Here is a 17,671-nt window from a genome sequence, read left to right on the forward strand (position 1 = left end):
TTTTATTTCAGATGAAGCGGAAAGGGTCTGTATTCAGCTGCGAGGAAATGAATTCGACATCGAAGTTCCTTTCGCGGCACATTTCTCCAAGTATCCGGGCAACGCCTTTTTTCATCACTTTTTCAACATTATGGCCTGGGTCCACAATATTCAAGCCGAGCATCATCGCGTCATGGGCGGTATGGTAATACATATCGCCTGTAACATACACATCGGCTCCCTTGAATTTAGCTGTCGCAAAGTATTTATTGCCGTCTCCGCCAAGCACGGCCACTTTTTTAATCGGACTTTGCAAATCACCGACGACCCGCACCTTATCAACATCCAGTGTCATTTTCACGTGTTCGGCAAACTGTTCAAGTGTCATTTCTTCAGCAAGGATGCCAATCTTCCCCAATCCTAAAGATTCGCCCTGATTCTCCAGTTGGTATATATCGTAAGCGACCTCCTCATAAGGGTGTGCCTTCATCATTGCAGCAAGCACTTTTTTTTCGATATTTTCCGGGAATACCGTTTCAATCCTTATTTCAGCGACAGCTTCGAGCTTGCCTTTAGAGCCGATTACCGGTTGGCTGCCTTCACCGGGCAGAAAGCGGCCTGTCCCTTCCGAAGAAAACGAACAATCGCTGTAATTTCCGATTGCTCCTGCACCTGCCTTACCTAGCGCGTCCCTTACCTTTTGTTCAGCGGCCGCTGGAACATAAACGACGAGTTTTTTCAAGCGCGTCTCATAAGTCGGCACCAGCACTTGTGTATCCTGTAATTGAAGCGCCTCGGCAAGTAAATCATTCACCCCGCCCTTGGCGACATCCAAATTGGTATGTGCCGCATAAACGGCGATATCATGTTTGATCAGCTTTTCGATGATACGACCTCCGGCAGCCATCGTATCAATCCGTTTTAATGGCCGGTATATGAGCGGATGGTGGGCGATGATCAATTCAACTCCTTGTTCGATCGCTTCGTCCACGACCTCCTCCAGCACATCAAGGGCTATCATGACTTTCGTAACAGTCTTGTTCAGCTGCCCGACATGCAGCCCGATGGGGTCTCCCTCCATAGCATATTGCTTTGGTGAAAATTGCTCAAACAGCTCAATGATCTGGTTACCGTTTACCTTCTTCACCGTTCAAGCACCTCCTCAATCATCGATATTTGCGACTGTAGTTCCTTGCGCTTCGTTTCCAGTCCGCTCCGCCCGCTTTCATCCAGCTGTTGGATGATTCTTTCCAAATGCTTTTTCTCCAGCTGCCATTTCTTGATGAAGGTGCCACTGAATTGCTCTGTTAAATACGGACCGAACATAAGGCCCTTTTTCTTGTCTGCACGATAAGGCCGAAGTGGGTCCCCTTTTTCGGCAATTAATATTTCGTAAATTTTACCATCCTCTTCAAGGATTTCCTCACCACTTAGCTCCCAGCCGTTATCGATCAGCCAGCTGCGCACATTAGCCGCACCGACATTCGGCTGAAGGATAAGCCTTTTTGCCGTGCCTAGTTTTTCTTTCCCGCTTTCCAATATGCTGGATATTAGGGTCCCTCCCATGCCGCAAATCGTAATGCATGTCGCTTCATCAGGATTCAATACTTCCAGTCCGTCCCCTTTACGCACTTCTATCTTAGCCTCAAGTCCCGTCATTGCCACTTGCTTACGGGCTGACTGATAGGGTCCTTCCACAACCTCTCCGGCTATGGCATGGTCGCACAGGCCGTTACTCACTGCATAGCAAGGCAAGTAAGCATGGTCGGAGCCTATATCGGCCAGAACGCTCCCTTTAGGGATATGTATGGCAACTCGTTCCAATCTCATCGATAGTCTTTCATGATTCATATTCATCAACTCTCTTAATTCTAGTAATGTCTTACAAATAATTAGTTTCCCATTCGATTATAACAAGTTCCATGGAAAAATTACAGAAAGAGAAAAGACACTCTCCATCACCGCACGGAAGGAAGCCTTCCATTTTGAAACTCCCTTTTTTTGAAAAAAAAAAAACCGACCCAAAACCTCGCCTTCCAACGATTTTTTTGAGTCAGTATCCGGACATTATTTCAATCCATGAATATATTTGGCCATGGCGTCAATGTTCTGTTCTTCCACCAAGCCTGCTGGCATGGCGCCACGTCCATTCGTGATCACTTCTTTCACCTGGTCTACCGACAGACGGTCACCCACGCCTTTAAGGGCTGGACCGACGCCGCCCTGATAGGCGTTACCGTGACAAGAGATACAGTTTTTCTTATAGATGTCTTCAGGTGAAGCAGAGGCACTGTCAGATTCTTCAGTCTTTGCGCCGCCCTCTTTTTCCTTGGCAAGATCTTTGGCATCACCCAAACCTTTAAACGAAAGTAAAAACATAAGTCCAATACCAAAAACCATGATAATAATAAAAGGCATTACTGGATTGCGATTCATAGTCTTTCCTCCCCTATGTATAACCTAAACTTACCATATTTAATATTATATACAAACAGCTATATATTATTTTACTTGAAAAGAGTTTCAAGTAAAACCCCAAAAATAGAAGATATTATATAATTTCTTAAAATTGTCAAAAATTTATGTATATTTCCAAACATTTTCCCTTTAACTTACATATTTTTCATAATACCCTTAATTCCCCATTTGAAACCACTGAAATCCTTTTGGCTTTACGTCAGCAAAAAGTAAAGAGTGACGGCAGCCCCCAAGCCTCCGGCAATCGAGAAATGAAGCAGCTTCAGTCTAACACCGAGGAAAATCCAGGACCCGCAATTCAAAAACAAGAACATAAATAGGATTCCCACTTTTCCAGGTGCGATGAAATCAGCCAAGCTGACCGTCAAAAGTAGCAAGGTTAAGGTCATTCCCATCAATGCCATCTGAAAGACGAGCTTCCTGCCGATGAAGCGGCGGACCATCAGCCCAAAGACGATGATCGAAATAGTTGTCAGAAGCATTTGCATTCTTATGGGTATTTCAGTAAAATAATTCAAAAATACAATAAATGCAAAAAGCGCTCCAATCCACAGCATGGAAAAGAGATCTTTTTTACCTTTTTGGATTTTATGCGAAGAAGGGGATGCGGGCCTATCACCTTCACTGTATAGGGCAAGCAGGTAATTACAATATTGCTCAGGAAGCATACGGCTTTCCTTCCAGGCATTTATTTCTTGAATGATTATTTTCTTTCTCGTCTCATCCATACATTTCACATCCTTATGGCATCTGTTCTTTTTTACGGCTTTCAGCCGGGATTTGCAGGTAATGTATGTGCTTTTAACATCCATTGCAAATTGACAAAAAAAAAGCCGCTCCCGAACGCTGGGCATTCAAAGAGGGCTCTGTGAAGGGCATTTATCTATATTATTCCAAGAAATCTTTCAGGCGCTTGCTGCGGCTTGGGTGCCTTAGCTTACGCAATGCTTTCGCTTCGATTTGGCGGATACGCTCGCGGGTAACCCCGAACACCTTACCTACCTCTTCAAGTGTGCGAGTACGGCCATCATCAAGTCCAAAGCGCAGTCTCAAGACGTTTTCTTCACGGTCAGTCAGTGTATCCAATACGTCTTCAAGCTGTTCTTTCAGAAGTTCATACGCTGCATGCTCCGATGGGGAAGTCGCATCCTGATCCTCAATGAAGTCACCTAAATGGGAATCATCTTCTTCGCCTATCGGCGTTTCCAGGGAAACGGGCTCCTGAGCTATTTTCAAGATTTCGCGGACCTTTTCAGGCGTCAAGTCCATATCCTCTGCAATTTCCTCCGGTGAAGGCTCACGCCCTAAATCCTGAAGAAGCTGTCTTTGGACACGAATCAATTTATTGATGGTTTCCACCATATGAACCGGTATCCGAATCGTTCTTGCTTGGTCGGCAATGGCACGGGTAATGGCTTGGCGAATCCACCATGTTGCATACGTACTGAACTTGAATCCTTTGCGGTAATCGAATTTTTCCACCGCTTTGATAAGACCCATATTCCCTTCCTGAATCAAATCAAGGAAAAGCATGCCGCGTCCTACATAGCGTTTGGCAATGGAAACGACCAGACGAAGATTGGCTTCAGCCAAACGGCGTTTCGCTTCTTCATCGCCGTCTTCGATTCGTGTAGCCAATGAGATTTCCTCTTCAGCGGATAATAGGTCCACCCGGCCAATTTCCTTCAAGTACATCCGGACTGGATCATTAATCTTAACGCCAGGAGGAACACTTAAATCATTCAGATCAAACTCTTCTTCTTTTGCAAGCTTCTTCTCATCCGGATCATCTTCATCATCGTCTTCCTCGCCATCCGTGAGAATTTCGACGCTATTTTCTGTCAACACCTCATAGAACTCATCCATTTGATCGGAATCCAACTCAAAGCCGCCAATCATTTCAGCGATTTTTTCTAAAGTCAAAGAGCCTCGTTTTTTACCTAGCTCTAATAATTTTTCTTTCACCTGCTCAAGGCTAAACTCATTATCAACTTGTTTGGAACGTGCTGGTTTTTCAGCCATTAGTTCCCCTCCTTCCAGGACTTACACCTAAACAACTACAACATTTTTCGCAATTTAATGATTTCCATGGCTATTTGCGCAGCGGTGACATAATCACTTCGTCTGACTGCATCTTTTTCTTCAACTTGTTTTTCTTTTATCTTTAACAATTTTTCATATTTCAACACTTGATTTATACAATCGGTCAGCTCTTTATCGGTAACTTCCTCATTCACTGACATCATTTCTATTTCCGAAACGATCCTTCTCAAGTTTGGATCCGGTAAATAAGTTAGGAAAAAGCTTGTATCCGGTTCGTGTCCATCTTCATAGAACGCATATAAATAGGTGATGATTGCCTGATGTTCATCTACATGAAAGGACGTTTGCCCAAGTAGCTGCTGAATTTTCAAACTCATATCCCTGCTTTTAAGCATATGGGCAATCAACTTCGTTTCAGCATTATGGTGTGCAGGCTTTAACTTATGCTCATATTGCAGGGCCATTTTCTTTTGGGCTGCAGGCTGCGGCAATGTCCCCTTCTTCCGTTCCGTAAAGAACACTTGTCGCTGCTGCTGCTCCAGCGCATCCAATGACAGGGAAAATTCAGAGGATATTTGCCGGAGATAATGATCCCTCTCCACTGCATTGGGCAATCGCGAAATCTCCTTAAGGACTTCTTCGATATATTGAATTCGATCTCCTTCATTATTTACATTTTTCCCTCGGCGCAAATAATGCATTTTGAAAGCCATGTAGGTTAAACTGGCCCCTATTACTTCAGAAACAAAGCTTTTTTCACCGAATTCCTTTATGTAGTCATCGGGGTCCAGGTTATCGGGCATGAGAGAGACCTTCACTGAAAAGTCATGTTCCTGTAACATATTGACTGCACGATTGGCAGCATTCAAACCCGCAGAGTCCGAATCGTAGCAGATAAGTATCTGATCGGTATTCCTTTTTAACAGCTGGATATGCTGCTCCGTCAGGGCAGTCCCCATAGTCGCGACCGAATTCTCCACCCCTGCACGCACAGCTGAAATGCAATCGGCAAAGCCCTCAAAGATAACGACTTGTTCTTTCTTGCGTATGTGCGGTCTTGCCAGATGAAAATTATATAAAGTTTTACTTTTATTGAAGATTGGCGTTTCGGGACTATTCAAATATTTGGGCTCATCGTCCCCCATCGCTCTCCCTGAAAACGCAATCGTATTTCCTTGATGATCCATAATTGGGAACATGACTCTATTTCTGAAACGGTCAAAATATGACTCGTCTTTTTCCCTGTATATAATTAGCCCTGCTTGTTCCATATATTCCGCTGGAAATCCTCGTTTCAAAAGAAATTTGGATACGAAGTCCCAGGAATCCAACGAATAGCCGATTTGGAACTTTTCGATCGTCTCTTCGCTAAAACCTCGTTTGAGTAAGTATTCGAGTGCTTCCTGCCCCTCATTAGTATTAACGAGGAGATGATGATAGAACTTCCGCAGCAGGTCATGGGCTTCAACCATTTGCTGCGATCCGGCAGGCATGTTGGAACGCTTTGAATCCTTATTAACTTCAACATCCAAAGGAATATTTCCTTTTTCAGCTAAAACTTTTGCCGATTCCACAAAATTGTAGCCTTCTATGTCCATTAAAAAGGTGAAAATGTTTCCGCCTGCTCCGCATCCGAAACAGTGAAAGATCTGTTTATCCGGTGAAACGGAAAACGAGGGCGAGTTTTCACCATGGAAAGGACATAGACCAAAGTAATTGCGCCCTTGCTTCTTCAGCTGGACATACTCCCCAATTAAGTCGACGATGTCCACAGCTTCGCGAATTTGGTTAATTTTCTCATCTTCTATGCGGCCATTTATCATTTTTCCACCTTGCCATATTGGTGATAGTTTCTAATTCGATACAGATTACTAATTTCCTGCAAAGTTCGACAAAGTTTTCAAAAGTATATTTGTAAAGCACAGTCGATCTTCCTTCGTGAATGGCTTCGGCCCTTTCGTATGCTTACCCTGCCTGCGCAGCTTAGCAGACTGATAGCGCATATCCAGGAGCATGAAAATATTCTCGTCCGTGTATTCCTTTCCCCTTGGAGAAAGAACGTAAACACCTTTAGGAAGCAGGGTACCAGCCAATCCAATATCTGCAGTAACGACAATATCACCCTTTTTTACTGAGTTTACTATATAAAGATCCGCCGCTTCCTTGTCTGCATCGACATAAACCCATTTTCCTTCAGGTTCATTCATCATGTTCTTATATGATGCAACAAAACAGACATCTATATCGTGTAATCGTGCACAATGGAGGATTTCGGATTTCACCGGGCATGCATCGGCATCGACATGTATCGTTGGTTTTTCATTCATACCTTTTAATTCTACATCTTTCTGCATAATCCTTTTTCTCCCCTAAACTTTATGAAGATATAGTGAATTTTCAGCGTTAGTTCAAAGTGAATACGCTAAAAGAGCTTACATTATTCTTCAAGGAATACCGCTTATTTAAGTGAAAATCCTGCTATTGCGTTGATTATACGGAACATGTCGAATTATTTTTTTGGTAAAAACCTTGACATCTCACTAACCTTTAGTTTATTCCTTATTAATTAAGTCTAAACCTTAAGATTGCTTTTTTCTCACAATTTTTTATTATAGTCTATTTGTTTGAAAGATGCCAACATTTAAATTACGTTTATGTTTTCACGCCAATCTACGGATGGGCATGAAGGAATTAAGGAGGAATATATGTAATTTTATTCTATTTTTGTTGACGATTCCCTAAGACGAGCTTGGCATTAAAATGTGAGCTGACACTATAAGTGTCTAGCTCACATTTTGTTTTTTCCTGATTTATGAAAATGTATCGTCAACGATTTTTATTTTGGAGGATATTGATGATCAAGTTGGCTGTTTCTTCCACAGCCTTATTGGTTACATCAATGATTGGACAGTTCAGCCTTGATATGATTTTATCAAAGTATGTCAATTCCTCTTTTATGCGCTCCACATTTGCGTAAATGGCATGATCATTGAGCCCGAGTGACTTTAACCGTTCTTTGCGTATATGGTTCAGCTTTTCCGGACTGATCTTTAAACCGATGCATTTTTCAGGAGGAACCAGGAACAATTCTTCTGGAGGCTCCACCTCAGGCACTAAAGGCACATTCGCCACTTTATAGCGCTTGTGGGCTAAATATTGTGAAAGAGGCGTTTTTGAAGTACGTGAAACGCCGACAAGAACGATATCTGCACGTAAAATGCCTCGGGGATCTCGGCCATCATCATATTTCACGGCAAATTCAATTGCCTCGACACGCTTGAAATAATCATCATCCAGCTTCCTTACAAGACCAGGTTCATTAAGCGGTCCCTTTGGCGCCCTTTCCTGTAGAATGTCCATGAGCGGTCCCAGAATGTCATAAGCAGACAGGTTTTCACGTTCGACCTGTGCTTTCATATACGCCCTTATAGCTGGCTTCACAAGAGTATAAGCAATGATCGCCCCATCTAGCTTAGCCAATGAAATCACTTCATCCACGTTTTGTTCGTCTTCAATATACGGTATTCGCTTTATGGAAAAAGCCGACCCAGCGAACTGGCTGGCAGCTGCTTTCGTAACCAGTTCAGCCGTTTCCCCCACTGAATCCGATACAACATATATAATAGAACCCTTCATATTCTCCGTCATCCCTTTTGCAAGCCCCCTAATAGCCTTCTTCAGCCAAAGCTACGAATGCTTTGGTTATATTGGTTTTTGTAATTCGTCCAATTACTTCATAGCCCTTATCGGTGTCTTTGACGACCGGTAATGAATCGATTTGTTTATCTATCAATTTTTTGGCAACATCTATCAGAAGGTCTTCTTTTGAACACATGGTAATATTGGGCATCCTGGTCATGATGATATTGACTGGAATGGAGTTAAGCTCCTGTTTGCCAATACTCGCACGCAACAAGTCCTTTCTTGATAAGACACCGACAAGCAATGCATGTTTATCGACGACAAACATGGTCCCGACATCTTCTAAAAACATCATGACGATCGCATCATATACGGAAATGCCCTCGTCAACAACGACAGGGATCGATTGGTAATCACGTACATATAGATGGTTCAGGCTGTCCGTCAAAAGCTGTGTGCCCGACCTGCCTGTATAAAAATACCCCACACGCGGCCTGGCATCAAGGAAACCTGCCATCGTTAAAATCGCTAGGTCTGGACGTAATGTAGCCCTTGTGAGATTCAATCTATCTGCAATATGTTCTCCTGTAATCGGTCCATTTTCTTTAACAATTTGCAAAATAGTTTCCTGACGCTTATTTAATTGGATTGTAATCACCACCCCACTGCGCTTCGCAGAGCAAAGTAACAAAAGTTATTCATTCAATAATTATATACTAAATTATTTAATAAAGGCATGTTTGTCCTATTTTATCTTTTGGCAAATGGAAACCCTGCTTAAAAAGGCTTCCATTTACCTTTCCTTATGAAAGGATGATTTTATTCATCGCCGCGAAACTCGCCACCCAATCACTGATTTCCTTCATTAGCGATAATCGGTTAATACGGAGAGCTTCATCCTCTGCCATGACCATTGTATTGTCGAAGTACGCCTCTATTTCGCTTTGCAGAGAAATAAGCAGTTCAAACCGCTCATCTTCGTTTTTGGACTCTTTATATTGCACTGCCGCATGCTGATATTTTTCATAAAGGGCCTTTTCTTGATCATTTTCAAAAACGCTTGGATCGACCGTCACTTTATCATCACATTTTACGGCAATGTTCATGACCCGGCTCAATGCCTCCATGCTTTCTTTAAAGCCTGCTTCATCCTTTCTCGTATCCAGGACGTGGGCACGCTCGACGATGGAGTGAATATAGCCGATTTCACCGAACAGAACGGCATCAATCATATCATAGCGGATTTGCTCTTCTTGCAGAAGATGCTTGATCCTTGCTTTGAAGAACGTGAACATATCGGCTTTAACTTCCTCTATATCGCGTTTCAAGATATTTTTTGCTTCAAGACCTTCAAGGCCAAGAGCGATTAGCTCCTCCAAAGAAATATCCCATTTCTTCTCGGCGAGAATCTGGACGATACCGCTCGCCTGCCTTCTTAACGCATATGGATCCTGGGATCCTGTCGGGATGACGCCTATAGCGAAGAATGATGCTAGCGTATCGATTTTTTCGGCTAAACTTACAACCGCTCCAATCACCGATGGCGGTACATCGTCTTCCGCATGTCTTGGCATATAGTGTTCGTTGATGGCCGCAGCCACTTCTTTGGCTTCGCCTTTTAGAAGCGCGTATTTTTCACCCATATATCCTTGCAATTCCGGGAATTCATAAACCATATGACTCACCAAATCGAACTTGGCGATTTCAGCTGCACGAAGGGCCAATCCTTTTTCTTCCCCTAAGTTCAGGACGTCCGCAAGAATGCCCGCCACTTCCTTCACTCGCTCGGTTTTCTCGGCTAACGTACCGATTTCTTCATGATAGACGATGCTATCAAGTTTTTTCAAAGCATCTGAAATTTCTTTTTTCTGATCTTCCTTATAGAAAAATGCTGCATCGGATAACCGGGCCCGCAATACTTTTTCATTTCCTTTAGAAACCTTATCCAGGTGCTTTGCATCTCCGTTACGAACGGTTATAAAGAAAGGAAGTAACTTGCCATCTTGGTCCTTTACAGGGAAATAGCGCTGATGCTCCTTCATTGAAGTGATCAGTACCTCCGCCGGAAGCTCAAGGAACTCTTCCTCGAATTGACCAAATAGCACCGTTGGATATTCGATTAAATTATTGACTTCTTCCAGCAACGATTCGTCGACGGGGATGATCCAGCCTTTTTCCTGCTCAAGTCCTTTAATTTGATCTAAAATGACTTGCCGGCGTTTATCCGGATCGGCCATTACAAATTGTTCCGCCAACGTTTCTTCATATTGGGCCGGTTTCTCGATGATTGCTTTTTCACCCAAGAAACGATGACCTTTCGTTTCACGTCCCGTTTGCACATCCGCGATCGAAAATGGCACGACTTCCTGGCCGAATAGCGCAATCAGCCACTTAATCGGACGGACAAAGCGCAGCTCTTGATCGGCCCATCGCATATTTTTCGGAAACGTCATCCCGCTGATAATACCCTCCAGTTCAGATAAAAGTTGAACTGTCGGCTGTCCCTTAATGAATTTATTCACATGAGCATATTCAACACCCTTAAGTTCCTTGAAAAAAATATCCTCGGAGGTCATTCCTTGACCCCTGACGAAGCCCAAAGCCGCTTTTGACCAGTTCCCTTCACTATCCAAGGCGATTTTCTTAGCCGGTCCTTTAGCTTCTTCTTCGATATCCTTTTGGGATTCTTCAACATCCTTCACCAATATCGCTAATCGTCTTGGTGTTGAAAAAGCTTCAACCGTGCCGAATTGAATCGCTTTTTCCGTCAGCCATTTCTGCACTTTATCTGACAGCTGGTTCATCGACGCTGTCACGAACCGGGCCGGCAGTTCTTCCAAACCAATTTCCAATAACAAATCACGCTTGCTCATTTGTATTTTCCCCTTTCACTTTCAGAATCGGGAAGCCTAATTTCTCGCGCTCTTCATAGAAGGTTTTGGCAACCTTACGCGCCAGATTACGGCACCGGGCAATGTATCCGGTTCTTTCCGTCACTGAGATGGCCCCTTTTGCATCCAAAAGGTTAAATGTATGTGAACATTTCAAAACATAATCGTAGGCTGGGTGTACAAGACCTTCTTCCATTTGGCGATGTGCTTCCTTCTCGTACATCGTAAATAGTTGGAACAGCATATCAAGGTCCGAGGTTTCAAACGTATATTTTGAATGCTCGTATTCCGGCTGCCCAAAAATATCACGGACTGTGAATCCTTCTGTCCATTCAAGGTCAAATACGTTCTCCTTATCTTGAATGTAAGAGGCAAGACGTTCGATTCCGTATGTAATTTCAACGGAAACCGGCTTGCACTCAAGACCGCCCACTTGTTGGAAATATGTAAATTGGGTGATTTCCATTCCATCAAGCCATACTTCCCAACCTAGGCCTGCACATCCAAGTGATGGGTTTTCCCAGTTATCCTCGACGAAGCGAATGTCATGCTCAAGCGGATTGATGCCTAATGCCCGCAGTGAATCCAAATATAACTCTTGGATATTGTCAGGTGAAGGCTTCATGATCACCTGGAATTGATGATGCTGATACAGGCGATTGGGGTTCTCGCCGTACCTGCCATCTGCCGGGCGGCGTGATGGCTCGACATAAGCAACGCTCCACGGCTCAGGGCCAATCGCTCTCAGGAACGTATATGGGCTCATCGTGCCTGCCCCTTTCTCGACATCATAAGCATTCATTAATATACAGCCCTGTTTAGACCAATGCTTTTGTAGCGTTAAAATCATATTTTGAATATTCATCGTACACCTCCAAATTATTTAAAACGGCTCTTTGTAAATTCAGGTCCGGAGTTCATCCACAGTTTTTTGCAAACAAAAAACTCCCGTCCCTATGCGATTTGCATAGGGACGAGAGTTTACCCGCGGTTCCACCCTAATTGCCGTCATTAAACGGCCTCTTTTCAAAGCAGCATGCTCCGGAAACGCCCTTCCCTGTCATTCCATATCCCGGCTTCCACCTTCCCGGGTTCGCTTTTTATGGATAATGCCAGATACTCTTTTCCATCAACGCACATCTTCTATTTTAATGATTAGAATTCTATACAATCTATCACGGAATGTCAATAGGTCAGGTCTTAAAACATATCTTTCATCGTATCAATCTGCTTCAGGAACTTTTTTGATTTCAAATGAAGACCGGAATATTCCTCGTAATAAGCATCAATGATTTTCTGCAGTTCCTTTTTCGTTTCCGGCTTGACGGAAATGTTTCCGAGCCTGGATAAATCCAAGTAATAAAAGATTCGCAGCAATCTGACGGCTGCCGGTGATATTTTATAATGATAAGGATCTTTGCCTAAACAGCGGTGACATATGAACCCCGCTTCCCGAAGCGAGAAGGAGAATTCCCCTTCCGTTTCACCACAAACAGCACATTGATTCAGCACTGGATTAATCCCATTGACGGGCAGCATCTTCATTTCAAATATGAATTTCAAGACCTCTGCGTCATATTCTTCGTTTATGTAATGCAAGGTTTGCGCAAGAAGCTCATACAAGTAGGGATTCGGTTTTTTATCCTCGACACTTTTATCAAGCAGTTCCACAATGTAAGAAGCATACGCAGTGGCAAATAGATCTTCCCTGATGAAGCGGAGCGAGTCGACCATCTCCCCTTGCTGAAGACTTCCGAGACCGGTAGATGTGGTTACAAGAAAATACCCGGAGCAAAAAAGCTGGGTGACGGCCGATAGCCTACTGTTAGGTTTACTGGCCCCTCTAGCCATAACGCCAATTTTTCCTAGCTCACGGGTATAAATAGTAATGATTTTGTTATTTTCTCCATATGCAGTTCGCCTTATGACAATGCCTTCACATTTTTGGAGCACACCAAGACACCACCCACACTAGTCAAGACTAACCTATGAAACGGGAAAATCAAATTCTGCTAGCTCTTCTTTCAGTACCAAGGGTCTTTCCTGTCTTTCGACTTCTATCTCCTTAAACAGCAAATAGGTGTCCACATTACCTGTTTCACTAAATAATTCCCAGGTAAATTCCAACATATAAAGCCCACCTTTCATTTTTAACTAGCAATATGAATATCCGACCATATAATTAGCTTGACCGTTTTCCAAACTTTCATGAAGCGTAAAATTTGTTAATTAATATTCGCTTTCATTGAAGCCGTAATCACGAAGCTGACTGGCTTTGTTGCGCCAATCCTTCTGGACCTTGACCCATAGTTCCAGGAATACCTTCGAGCCCAATAGATTTTCGATATCCACGCGCGCACGGCTTCCGACTTCTTTAAGCATTTTCCCTTGCTTTCCGATGACGATGCCTTTTTGGGAATCACGCTCGACGACGATCGTCGCCATCACATTGATGGTATCGCTGTTATCCATCTTTTTAATCGAATCGATGACAACGGCCACGGAATGCGGAATTTCTTCACGCGTTAGGTGCAGAACCTTTTCACGGACCAATTCGGAAATGATGAAACGCTCCGGATGGTCGGTCACTTGGTCAGCAGGATAAAACTGGGGACCTTCAGGCAGATGCTCCTTGATTTGTTCAAGCAGTGTATCGACATTATTTCCTTCAAGGGCAGAAATCGGAACGACTGCCGCGAAAGGATAAAGCTGCTGATATTTTTCGATGATCGGCAGCAGCTCATCTGGATGCATCGCGTCGATTTTGTTCACAACTAGGAAAACGGGCGTTTTAACGGTTTGGAGTTTTTCAATGATGAACTCGTCACCGCGGCCATATCCTTCGGTCGCATTGATCATGAAGAGAATCAAATCGACCTCTTTCAATGTATTCGTCGCCACTTTCATCATGAAATCACCAAGCTTATGCTTCGGCTTATGGATGCCAGGCGTATCAATGAATATCATTTGTGAGTCGTTTTGCGTTAGCACGCCTTGCACTTTGTTTCTAGTCGTTTGCGGTTTATCACTCATTATGGCAATCTTTTGGCCAATGACACGATTCAAGAACGTACTTTTTCCAACGTTTGGACGGCCAATGATCGAGATGAAACCTGATTTGTATCCTTTTTCTTGTGTATCTTGAAATAATTTATCCATTTAAATCCTCCGGTGAAAAAGCTCCTGGAAGCAATTCCTGTACTGTTAATTCTTTTATATCACCATTTAAGTTGGTCAAGACAACCGGCATATCCTTATCGCACAGTTCGGATATAACCTGCCTGCACGCTCCGCATGGGGATACGGGGCCATCGGTATCTGCGACGACCGCCAGTTTGGTGAATGCTTTATCGTTATGTGCATAAGCGCTGAATAAAGCGGTCCTCTCGGCACAATTGCACATGCTATATGCGGCGTTTTCTATATTACAACCATGATAGACCTTGCCATCGACGGTTAATAGGGCTGCGCCCACTTTAAATTTGGAATAAGGCACATAAGCTTTTTCCCTTGCCATTTTAGCTTCCTCAATCAAATCTTTCGTATTCAATTCTCATCTTCCTTTCAAATTGAGTGCCACGCTGCCAGCTACAGGCCCAGCTTAGGCAAAAAAATAATCAATCCAACTATGATAGAAAATATAGCATATATGAATACAGCTCCGGCTGCAATATCTTTTGCCTGCTTGGCCAATGGATGGAATTGATCTGTAACCAGGTCCACGACCCTTTCAATTGCTGAATTGACAAGCTCCAATGCAATCGTTCCCGCTATCGCTGCCAGTATGAAGAGCCATTCCATCCCATTCAAGGAAAAATACCAGCCAAAGAATAGGATGATTGCCGTGAGCACAAAATGAATCTTGATATTGCGCTCCGTTCGAACTGCCTCCAAAATCCCCTGACAGGCAAAAGAGAAACTTTTAATTAAAGGATACCTTTTTTTATCCTTCTCTTGAAAGTCCATATTCTTCCAAGATCTCCTTTTGTTTAGTGAACATCACCTTTTCCTCTTCTTCATTCATGTGATCGAATCCCAATAAATGAAGGAAGCCATGAAGTGCCAAAAAACCAAGCTCACGGTCGAAGGAATGCCCATATTCTTCCGCCTGCTCTTTCGTACGCTCAATCGAAATGATGATATCGCCTAGCATCCGCGGCATTTCCCCTCCGACAATCTCGACTTCATCTTCTCCCATTTCTTCAAGTGCAAAGGAAATGACATCCGTAGCGGCATCTTTATGACGATATTCCTTATTGATTTCACGAATTCGTTCATTGTCCACGAATGTGACGGATAATTCGGTATCCTCTTCGATTTTTTCTTTTTTTGCCGCAAATTGCAGAATGCTTTCAACAAGTTGTTGAGCTTCCTCCGTAACTTCGTTCGTTTCATCCATTAAATCGATCGCTAAAATCATTCTTTCACCTTCTGTCCTAAATTATCCGGCTCCGGATATTCAATCCTGGAGTGGAAGATACCGTTCAGCGATTCACACAAGGAATGCTTCACGATACTTAATTCTCTCATAGTAATGTCACATTCATCAAATTGACCATCTTGAATCCTCTCCTGGATGATGAAATTCACCAGTTCTTCTATCTTGTCCGGAGTTGGATGCTGCATCGATCTCACGGCAGCCTCCACACTGTCGGCAATGCCGATGACCGCCACTTCCTTCATGATTGCCTTCGGTCCAGGATAACGATATGCGTCCTCAAGTGTGGCATCATCCTGTTTTTTTGCCTTATAATAGAAAAATTTCAACAAAGTCGTCCCATGATGCTGCTCTGCGATATCGACGATTTCTTTAGGCAATTTATGATTCCGCAGCATCTCCCCGCCATCCACGGCATGGGCAATGATGATATCCCTGCTCGTTTCGGGCTGCAGCCGATCATGCGGGTTATCACCGCTCATCTGATTTTCGATGAAAAAATGCGGCATCTTCGTTTTGCCGATATCATGATAATAACTGCCGACCCTTGCCAGCAGGCCATTCGAACCGATCGCCTCGCAAGCCGATTCCGCCAAATTGGCGACCATCACACTGTGATGGTACGTTCCCGGTGCCTCGATCAAGATCTTCCGCAATAAAGGATGATTGGGGTTTGCAAGCTCGATCAGCTTCATCGATGATAAGATGCCGAAGCCCGACTCGAAAAATGGCAGAAGGCCCATCGTCAATATCGCCGAGCCAACACCAGAGCCAATTGCCGCACCAGCATAATACAAATACTCCATTCTAGTATAATGGCCGTCCATGATGAAGATAAGCGAAAATACAAAGGCCATATTGATTAAAGACAGCAACAGACCTGCCACGAGCACCTTTGATTTGAAATTGAGCCTCGATAAGATGAGGATGGCCGTCAATCCGCCGAAAATGATATAAAGCCCCATTGAAACATCGAGATTTCCAGGCGTATCTCCATTGAATATGACCGTTCCATAAGAACCTAACAAAAGGATCATCGCCACCGCTAACTTATCATTCAATAAAATCTTGATGAGCATTGCTGACATGGCAACAGGGAAAATATATTCCAAATTCGAGTTTTTCATATCTGCCAGGATGCTGATCGTTTTCATGGTGGCCATAGAAAGGATGAAGACAAGACTGAAGATCAATAATTGATTGTACTTGTTATCCTTTTTGGAAATCGAAAAGGTGAAAAAGTAATAAAAGGCAGCAAAGGTCAACATGATGAATAACAGCAGTCCGATATACGGATAAATCGTCGACTCGGTATTTAAAAAGCCTGCAAGTTCAAGCTGCCGATACACATCCCTGTCCACTAACTGATTTTCCTCGACGATGATTTGCCCTTGGAGAATTCGGATCGGCTCCACGCTTTCAATCGCTTTCCTGCGCTGTTCCTCCGTTTTGTCCTTATCGAAAAAAACATTTTGGATGATTGCCGTGCGTGCCAAGGAATTAGAAGCTTTTTTCATATCACTGCTGATACTCATATAGCCCAATTCCTCAACGACCTTTTTCTTGGCGTTTTCGACGTCACTCGCTGCAATCCTGGAGCTCATCACATTATTCACGGCAGTGATGGTTGAATCCCTCGCAATCTTCAGCTCGTCTTCATCCGCCTGCACTAAAGCGAGGAAAACGGATTCCTCAATATTTTTATTGACTTCATCAGTCAATTTTTCTTTTAAAATGGAAACCTTTTGTGCATCCGTCTTCAAGGTTCCCTTTTTATTTTCCTTCTCCCCGTCGTTTTTATGATCGCTATCGGGATCCGTTTCCTTGTTGACCTCGATCGCCGTATCGAAAATCGATGAAATCAGATCGACTTTATTCTTGGCATACTCTTTTTTTAACGAATATACATCCGCCACCTGCTTGGATATCTCTTCTTTTTCCTGTTCCGTCTTATAAGTATCTTCCACGGTCTTGGTTGAACGAATCGTTTGTTCCGCAGGTTTAAAAAGCTCAACTTGGACTCTTTCCGGTTTAACGTTGGAAAACATTAGCCCGTAGGCGAATACCCCAAGTATGATGAACAATAGCACTTGAAAAAAACGATGGACCAACAGCCCTTTTAATTTAGTGAAGAATTTCTGGATACGATTCAAGGAAGGTCCTCCTAAAAAATGATGGTTATTATTCTAGATATGTAAAA

18 protein-coding genes are annotated in these 17,671 nt (G+C 43.4%); all 18 read right to left on the bottom strand.

What is annotated here, in order from left to right; translation table 11 throughout:
• Positions 1-7: 7 nt before the first annotated feature.
• The gene (locus tag ABE28_RS15345; RefSeq protein ID WP_064463418.1) at positions 8-1,126 is read right to left on the bottom strand and encodes a Nif3-like dinuclear metal center hexameric protein; all 1,119 of its coding nucleotides are present in this window, start codon (positions 1,124-1,126) and stop codon (positions 8-10) included.
• Positions 1,123-1,830: a tRNA (adenine(22)-N(1))-methyltransferase gene (locus ABE28_RS15350; RefSeq protein WP_064463420.1), complete on the bottom strand. Its 708-nt coding sequence runs from the start codon at positions 1,828-1,830 to the stop codon at positions 1,123-1,125. Before ABE28_RS15350 ends, ABE28_RS15345 begins: the two co-directional genes overlap by 4 nt.
• 216 nt (positions 1,831-2,046) lie before the next feature.
• Positions 2,047-2,415: a cytochrome c550 gene (gene cccA / locus ABE28_RS15355; RefSeq protein ID WP_061140670.1), complete on the bottom strand. Its 369-nt coding sequence runs from the start codon at positions 2,413-2,415 to the stop codon at positions 2,047-2,049.
• A 236-nt stretch (positions 2,416-2,651) separates the two neighbouring features.
• Positions 2,652-3,185, bottom strand: a complete 534-nt coding sequence (locus ABE28_RS15360; RefSeq protein ID WP_064463422.1) for a hypothetical protein — start codon at positions 3,183-3,185, stop codon at positions 2,652-2,654.
• A gap of 160 nt (positions 3,186-3,345) precedes the next feature.
• Positions 3,346-4,479: an RNA polymerase sigma factor RpoD gene (rpoD, locus tag ABE28_RS15365; RefSeq protein WP_064463424.1), complete on the bottom strand. Its 1,134-nt coding sequence runs from the start codon at positions 4,477-4,479 to the stop codon at positions 3,346-3,348.
• Between the two features lie 35 nt (positions 4,480-4,514).
• Complete coding sequence (gene dnaG / locus ABE28_RS15370; RefSeq protein ID WP_156775953.1) at positions 4,515-6,320, bottom strand: DNA primase; 1,806 nt, start codon at positions 6,318-6,320, stop codon at positions 4,515-4,517.
• Positions 6,321-6,371: 51 nt separating this feature from the next.
• The gene (locus ABE28_RS15375) at positions 6,372-6,854 is read right to left on the bottom strand and encodes a YaiI/YqxD family protein (RefSeq protein WP_257390603.1); all 483 of its coding nucleotides are present in this window, start codon (positions 6,852-6,854) and stop codon (positions 6,372-6,374) included.
• Positions 6,855-7,326: 472 nt separating this feature from the next.
• Complete coding sequence (locus ABE28_RS15380) at positions 7,327-8,136, bottom strand: pyruvate, water dikinase regulatory protein (protein ID WP_061141028.1); 810 nt, start codon at positions 8,134-8,136, stop codon at positions 7,327-7,329.
• Positions 8,137-8,164: 28 nt separating this feature from the next.
• On the bottom strand, positions 8,165-8,803 hold the full coding sequence (locus ABE28_RS15385; RefSeq protein WP_064463713.1) for a transcriptional regulator CcpN: 639 nt from the start codon (positions 8,801-8,803) through the stop codon (positions 8,165-8,167).
• A 142-nt stretch (positions 8,804-8,945) separates the two neighbouring features.
• The gene (gene glyS, locus ABE28_RS15390) at positions 8,946-11,015 is read right to left on the bottom strand and encodes a glycine--tRNA ligase subunit beta (RefSeq protein WP_064463428.1); all 2,070 of its coding nucleotides are present in this window, start codon (positions 11,013-11,015) and stop codon (positions 8,946-8,948) included.
• A complete protein-coding gene (glyQ, locus tag ABE28_RS15395; RefSeq protein ID WP_064463430.1) occupies positions 11,002-11,898 on the bottom strand; it encodes a glycine--tRNA ligase subunit alpha in 897 nt (298 codons plus the stop codon). Before glyQ ends, glyS begins: the two co-directional genes overlap by 14 nt.
• A 335-nt stretch (positions 11,899-12,233) precedes the next feature.
• A complete protein-coding gene (gene recO, locus ABE28_RS15400; protein ID WP_064463432.1) occupies positions 12,234-12,986 on the bottom strand; it encodes a DNA repair protein RecO in 753 nt (250 codons plus the stop codon).
• A gap of 33 nt (positions 12,987-13,019) precedes the next feature.
• Positions 13,020-13,163 (bottom strand): YqzL family protein, encoded by a 144-nt coding sequence (locus ABE28_RS15405; protein WP_064505149.1) that lies wholly within the window; start codon positions 13,161-13,163, stop codon positions 13,020-13,022.
• Positions 13,164-13,262: 99 nt separating this feature from the next.
• The gene (gene era / locus ABE28_RS15410; protein ID WP_061140677.1) at positions 13,263-14,192 is read right to left on the bottom strand and encodes a GTPase Era; all 930 of its coding nucleotides are present in this window, start codon (positions 14,190-14,192) and stop codon (positions 13,263-13,265) included.
• The gene (gene cdd, locus ABE28_RS15415; protein ID WP_083232103.1) at positions 14,185-14,583 is read right to left on the bottom strand and encodes a cytidine deaminase; all 399 of its coding nucleotides are present in this window, start codon (positions 14,581-14,583) and stop codon (positions 14,185-14,187) included. The genes era and cdd overlap by 8 nt, the downstream gene beginning before the upstream one ends.
• A 38-nt stretch (positions 14,584-14,621) precedes the next feature.
• A complete protein-coding gene (locus ABE28_RS15420) occupies positions 14,622-14,999 on the bottom strand; it encodes a diacylglycerol kinase family protein (RefSeq protein ID WP_064463434.1) in 378 nt (125 codons plus the stop codon).
• A complete protein-coding gene (gene ybeY / locus ABE28_RS15425; RefSeq protein WP_064463435.1) occupies positions 14,977-15,453 on the bottom strand; it encodes an rRNA maturation RNase YbeY in 477 nt (158 codons plus the stop codon). The genes ABE28_RS15420 and ybeY overlap by 23 nt, the downstream gene beginning before the upstream one ends.
• The gene (locus ABE28_RS15430; protein WP_064463437.1) at positions 15,450-17,624 is read right to left on the bottom strand and encodes an HD family phosphohydrolase; all 2,175 of its coding nucleotides are present in this window, start codon (positions 17,622-17,624) and stop codon (positions 15,450-15,452) included. Before ABE28_RS15430 ends, ybeY begins: the two co-directional genes overlap by 4 nt.
• Between the last annotated feature and the right edge of the window lie 47 nt (positions 17,625-17,671).

It is taken from the genome of Peribacillus muralis (assembly GCF_001645685.2).
GTDB lineage: Bacteria > Bacillota > Bacilli > Bacillales > DSM-1321 > Peribacillus > Peribacillus muralis_A.

Excerpts from the sequence above, each read along its gene's own strand:
- ABE28_RS15350 (WP_064463420.1), bottom strand. The coding sequence starts at position 1,830 with ATGAATCATGAAAGACTATCGATGAGATTGGAACGAGTTGCCATACAT.
- cccA (WP_061140670.1), bottom strand. The coding sequence starts at position 2,415 with ATGAATCGCAATCCAGTAATGCCTTTTATTATTATCATGGTTTTTGGT.
- ABE28_RS15360 (WP_064463422.1), bottom strand. The coding sequence starts at position 3,185 with ATGGATGAGACGAGAAAGAAAATAATCATTCAAGAAATAAATGCCTGG.
- rpoD (WP_064463424.1), bottom strand. The coding sequence starts at position 4,479 with ATGGCTGAAAAACCAGCACGTTCCAAACAAGTTGATAATGAGTTTAGC.
- ABE28_RS15375 (WP_257390603.1), bottom strand. The coding sequence starts at position 6,854 with ATGCAGAAAGATGTAGAATTAAAAGGTATGAATGAAAAACCAACGATA.
- ABE28_RS15380 (WP_061141028.1), bottom strand. The coding sequence starts at position 8,136 with ATGAAGGGTTCTATTATATATGTTGTATCGGATTCAGTGGGGGAAACG.
- glyS (WP_064463428.1), bottom strand. The coding sequence starts at position 11,015 with ATGAGCAAGCGTGATTTGTTATTGGAAATTGGTTTGGAAGAACTGCCG.
- glyQ (WP_064463430.1), bottom strand. The coding sequence starts at position 11,898 with ATGAATATTCAAAATATGATTTTAACGCTACAAAAGCATTGGTCTAAA.
- ABE28_RS15405 (WP_064505149.1), bottom strand. The coding sequence starts at position 13,163 with ATGTTGGAATTTACCTGGGAATTATTTAGTGAAACAGGTAATGTGGAC.
- era (WP_061140677.1), bottom strand. The coding sequence starts at position 14,192 with ATGGATAAATTATTTCAAGATACACAAGAAAAAGGATACAAATCAGGT.
- ABE28_RS15420 (WP_064463434.1), bottom strand. The coding sequence starts at position 14,999 with ATGGACTTTCAAGAGAAGGATAAAAAAAGGTATCCTTTAATTAAAAGT.
- ybeY (WP_064463435.1), bottom strand. The coding sequence starts at position 15,453 with ATGATTTTAGCGATCGATTTAATGGATGAAACGAACGAAGTTACGGAG.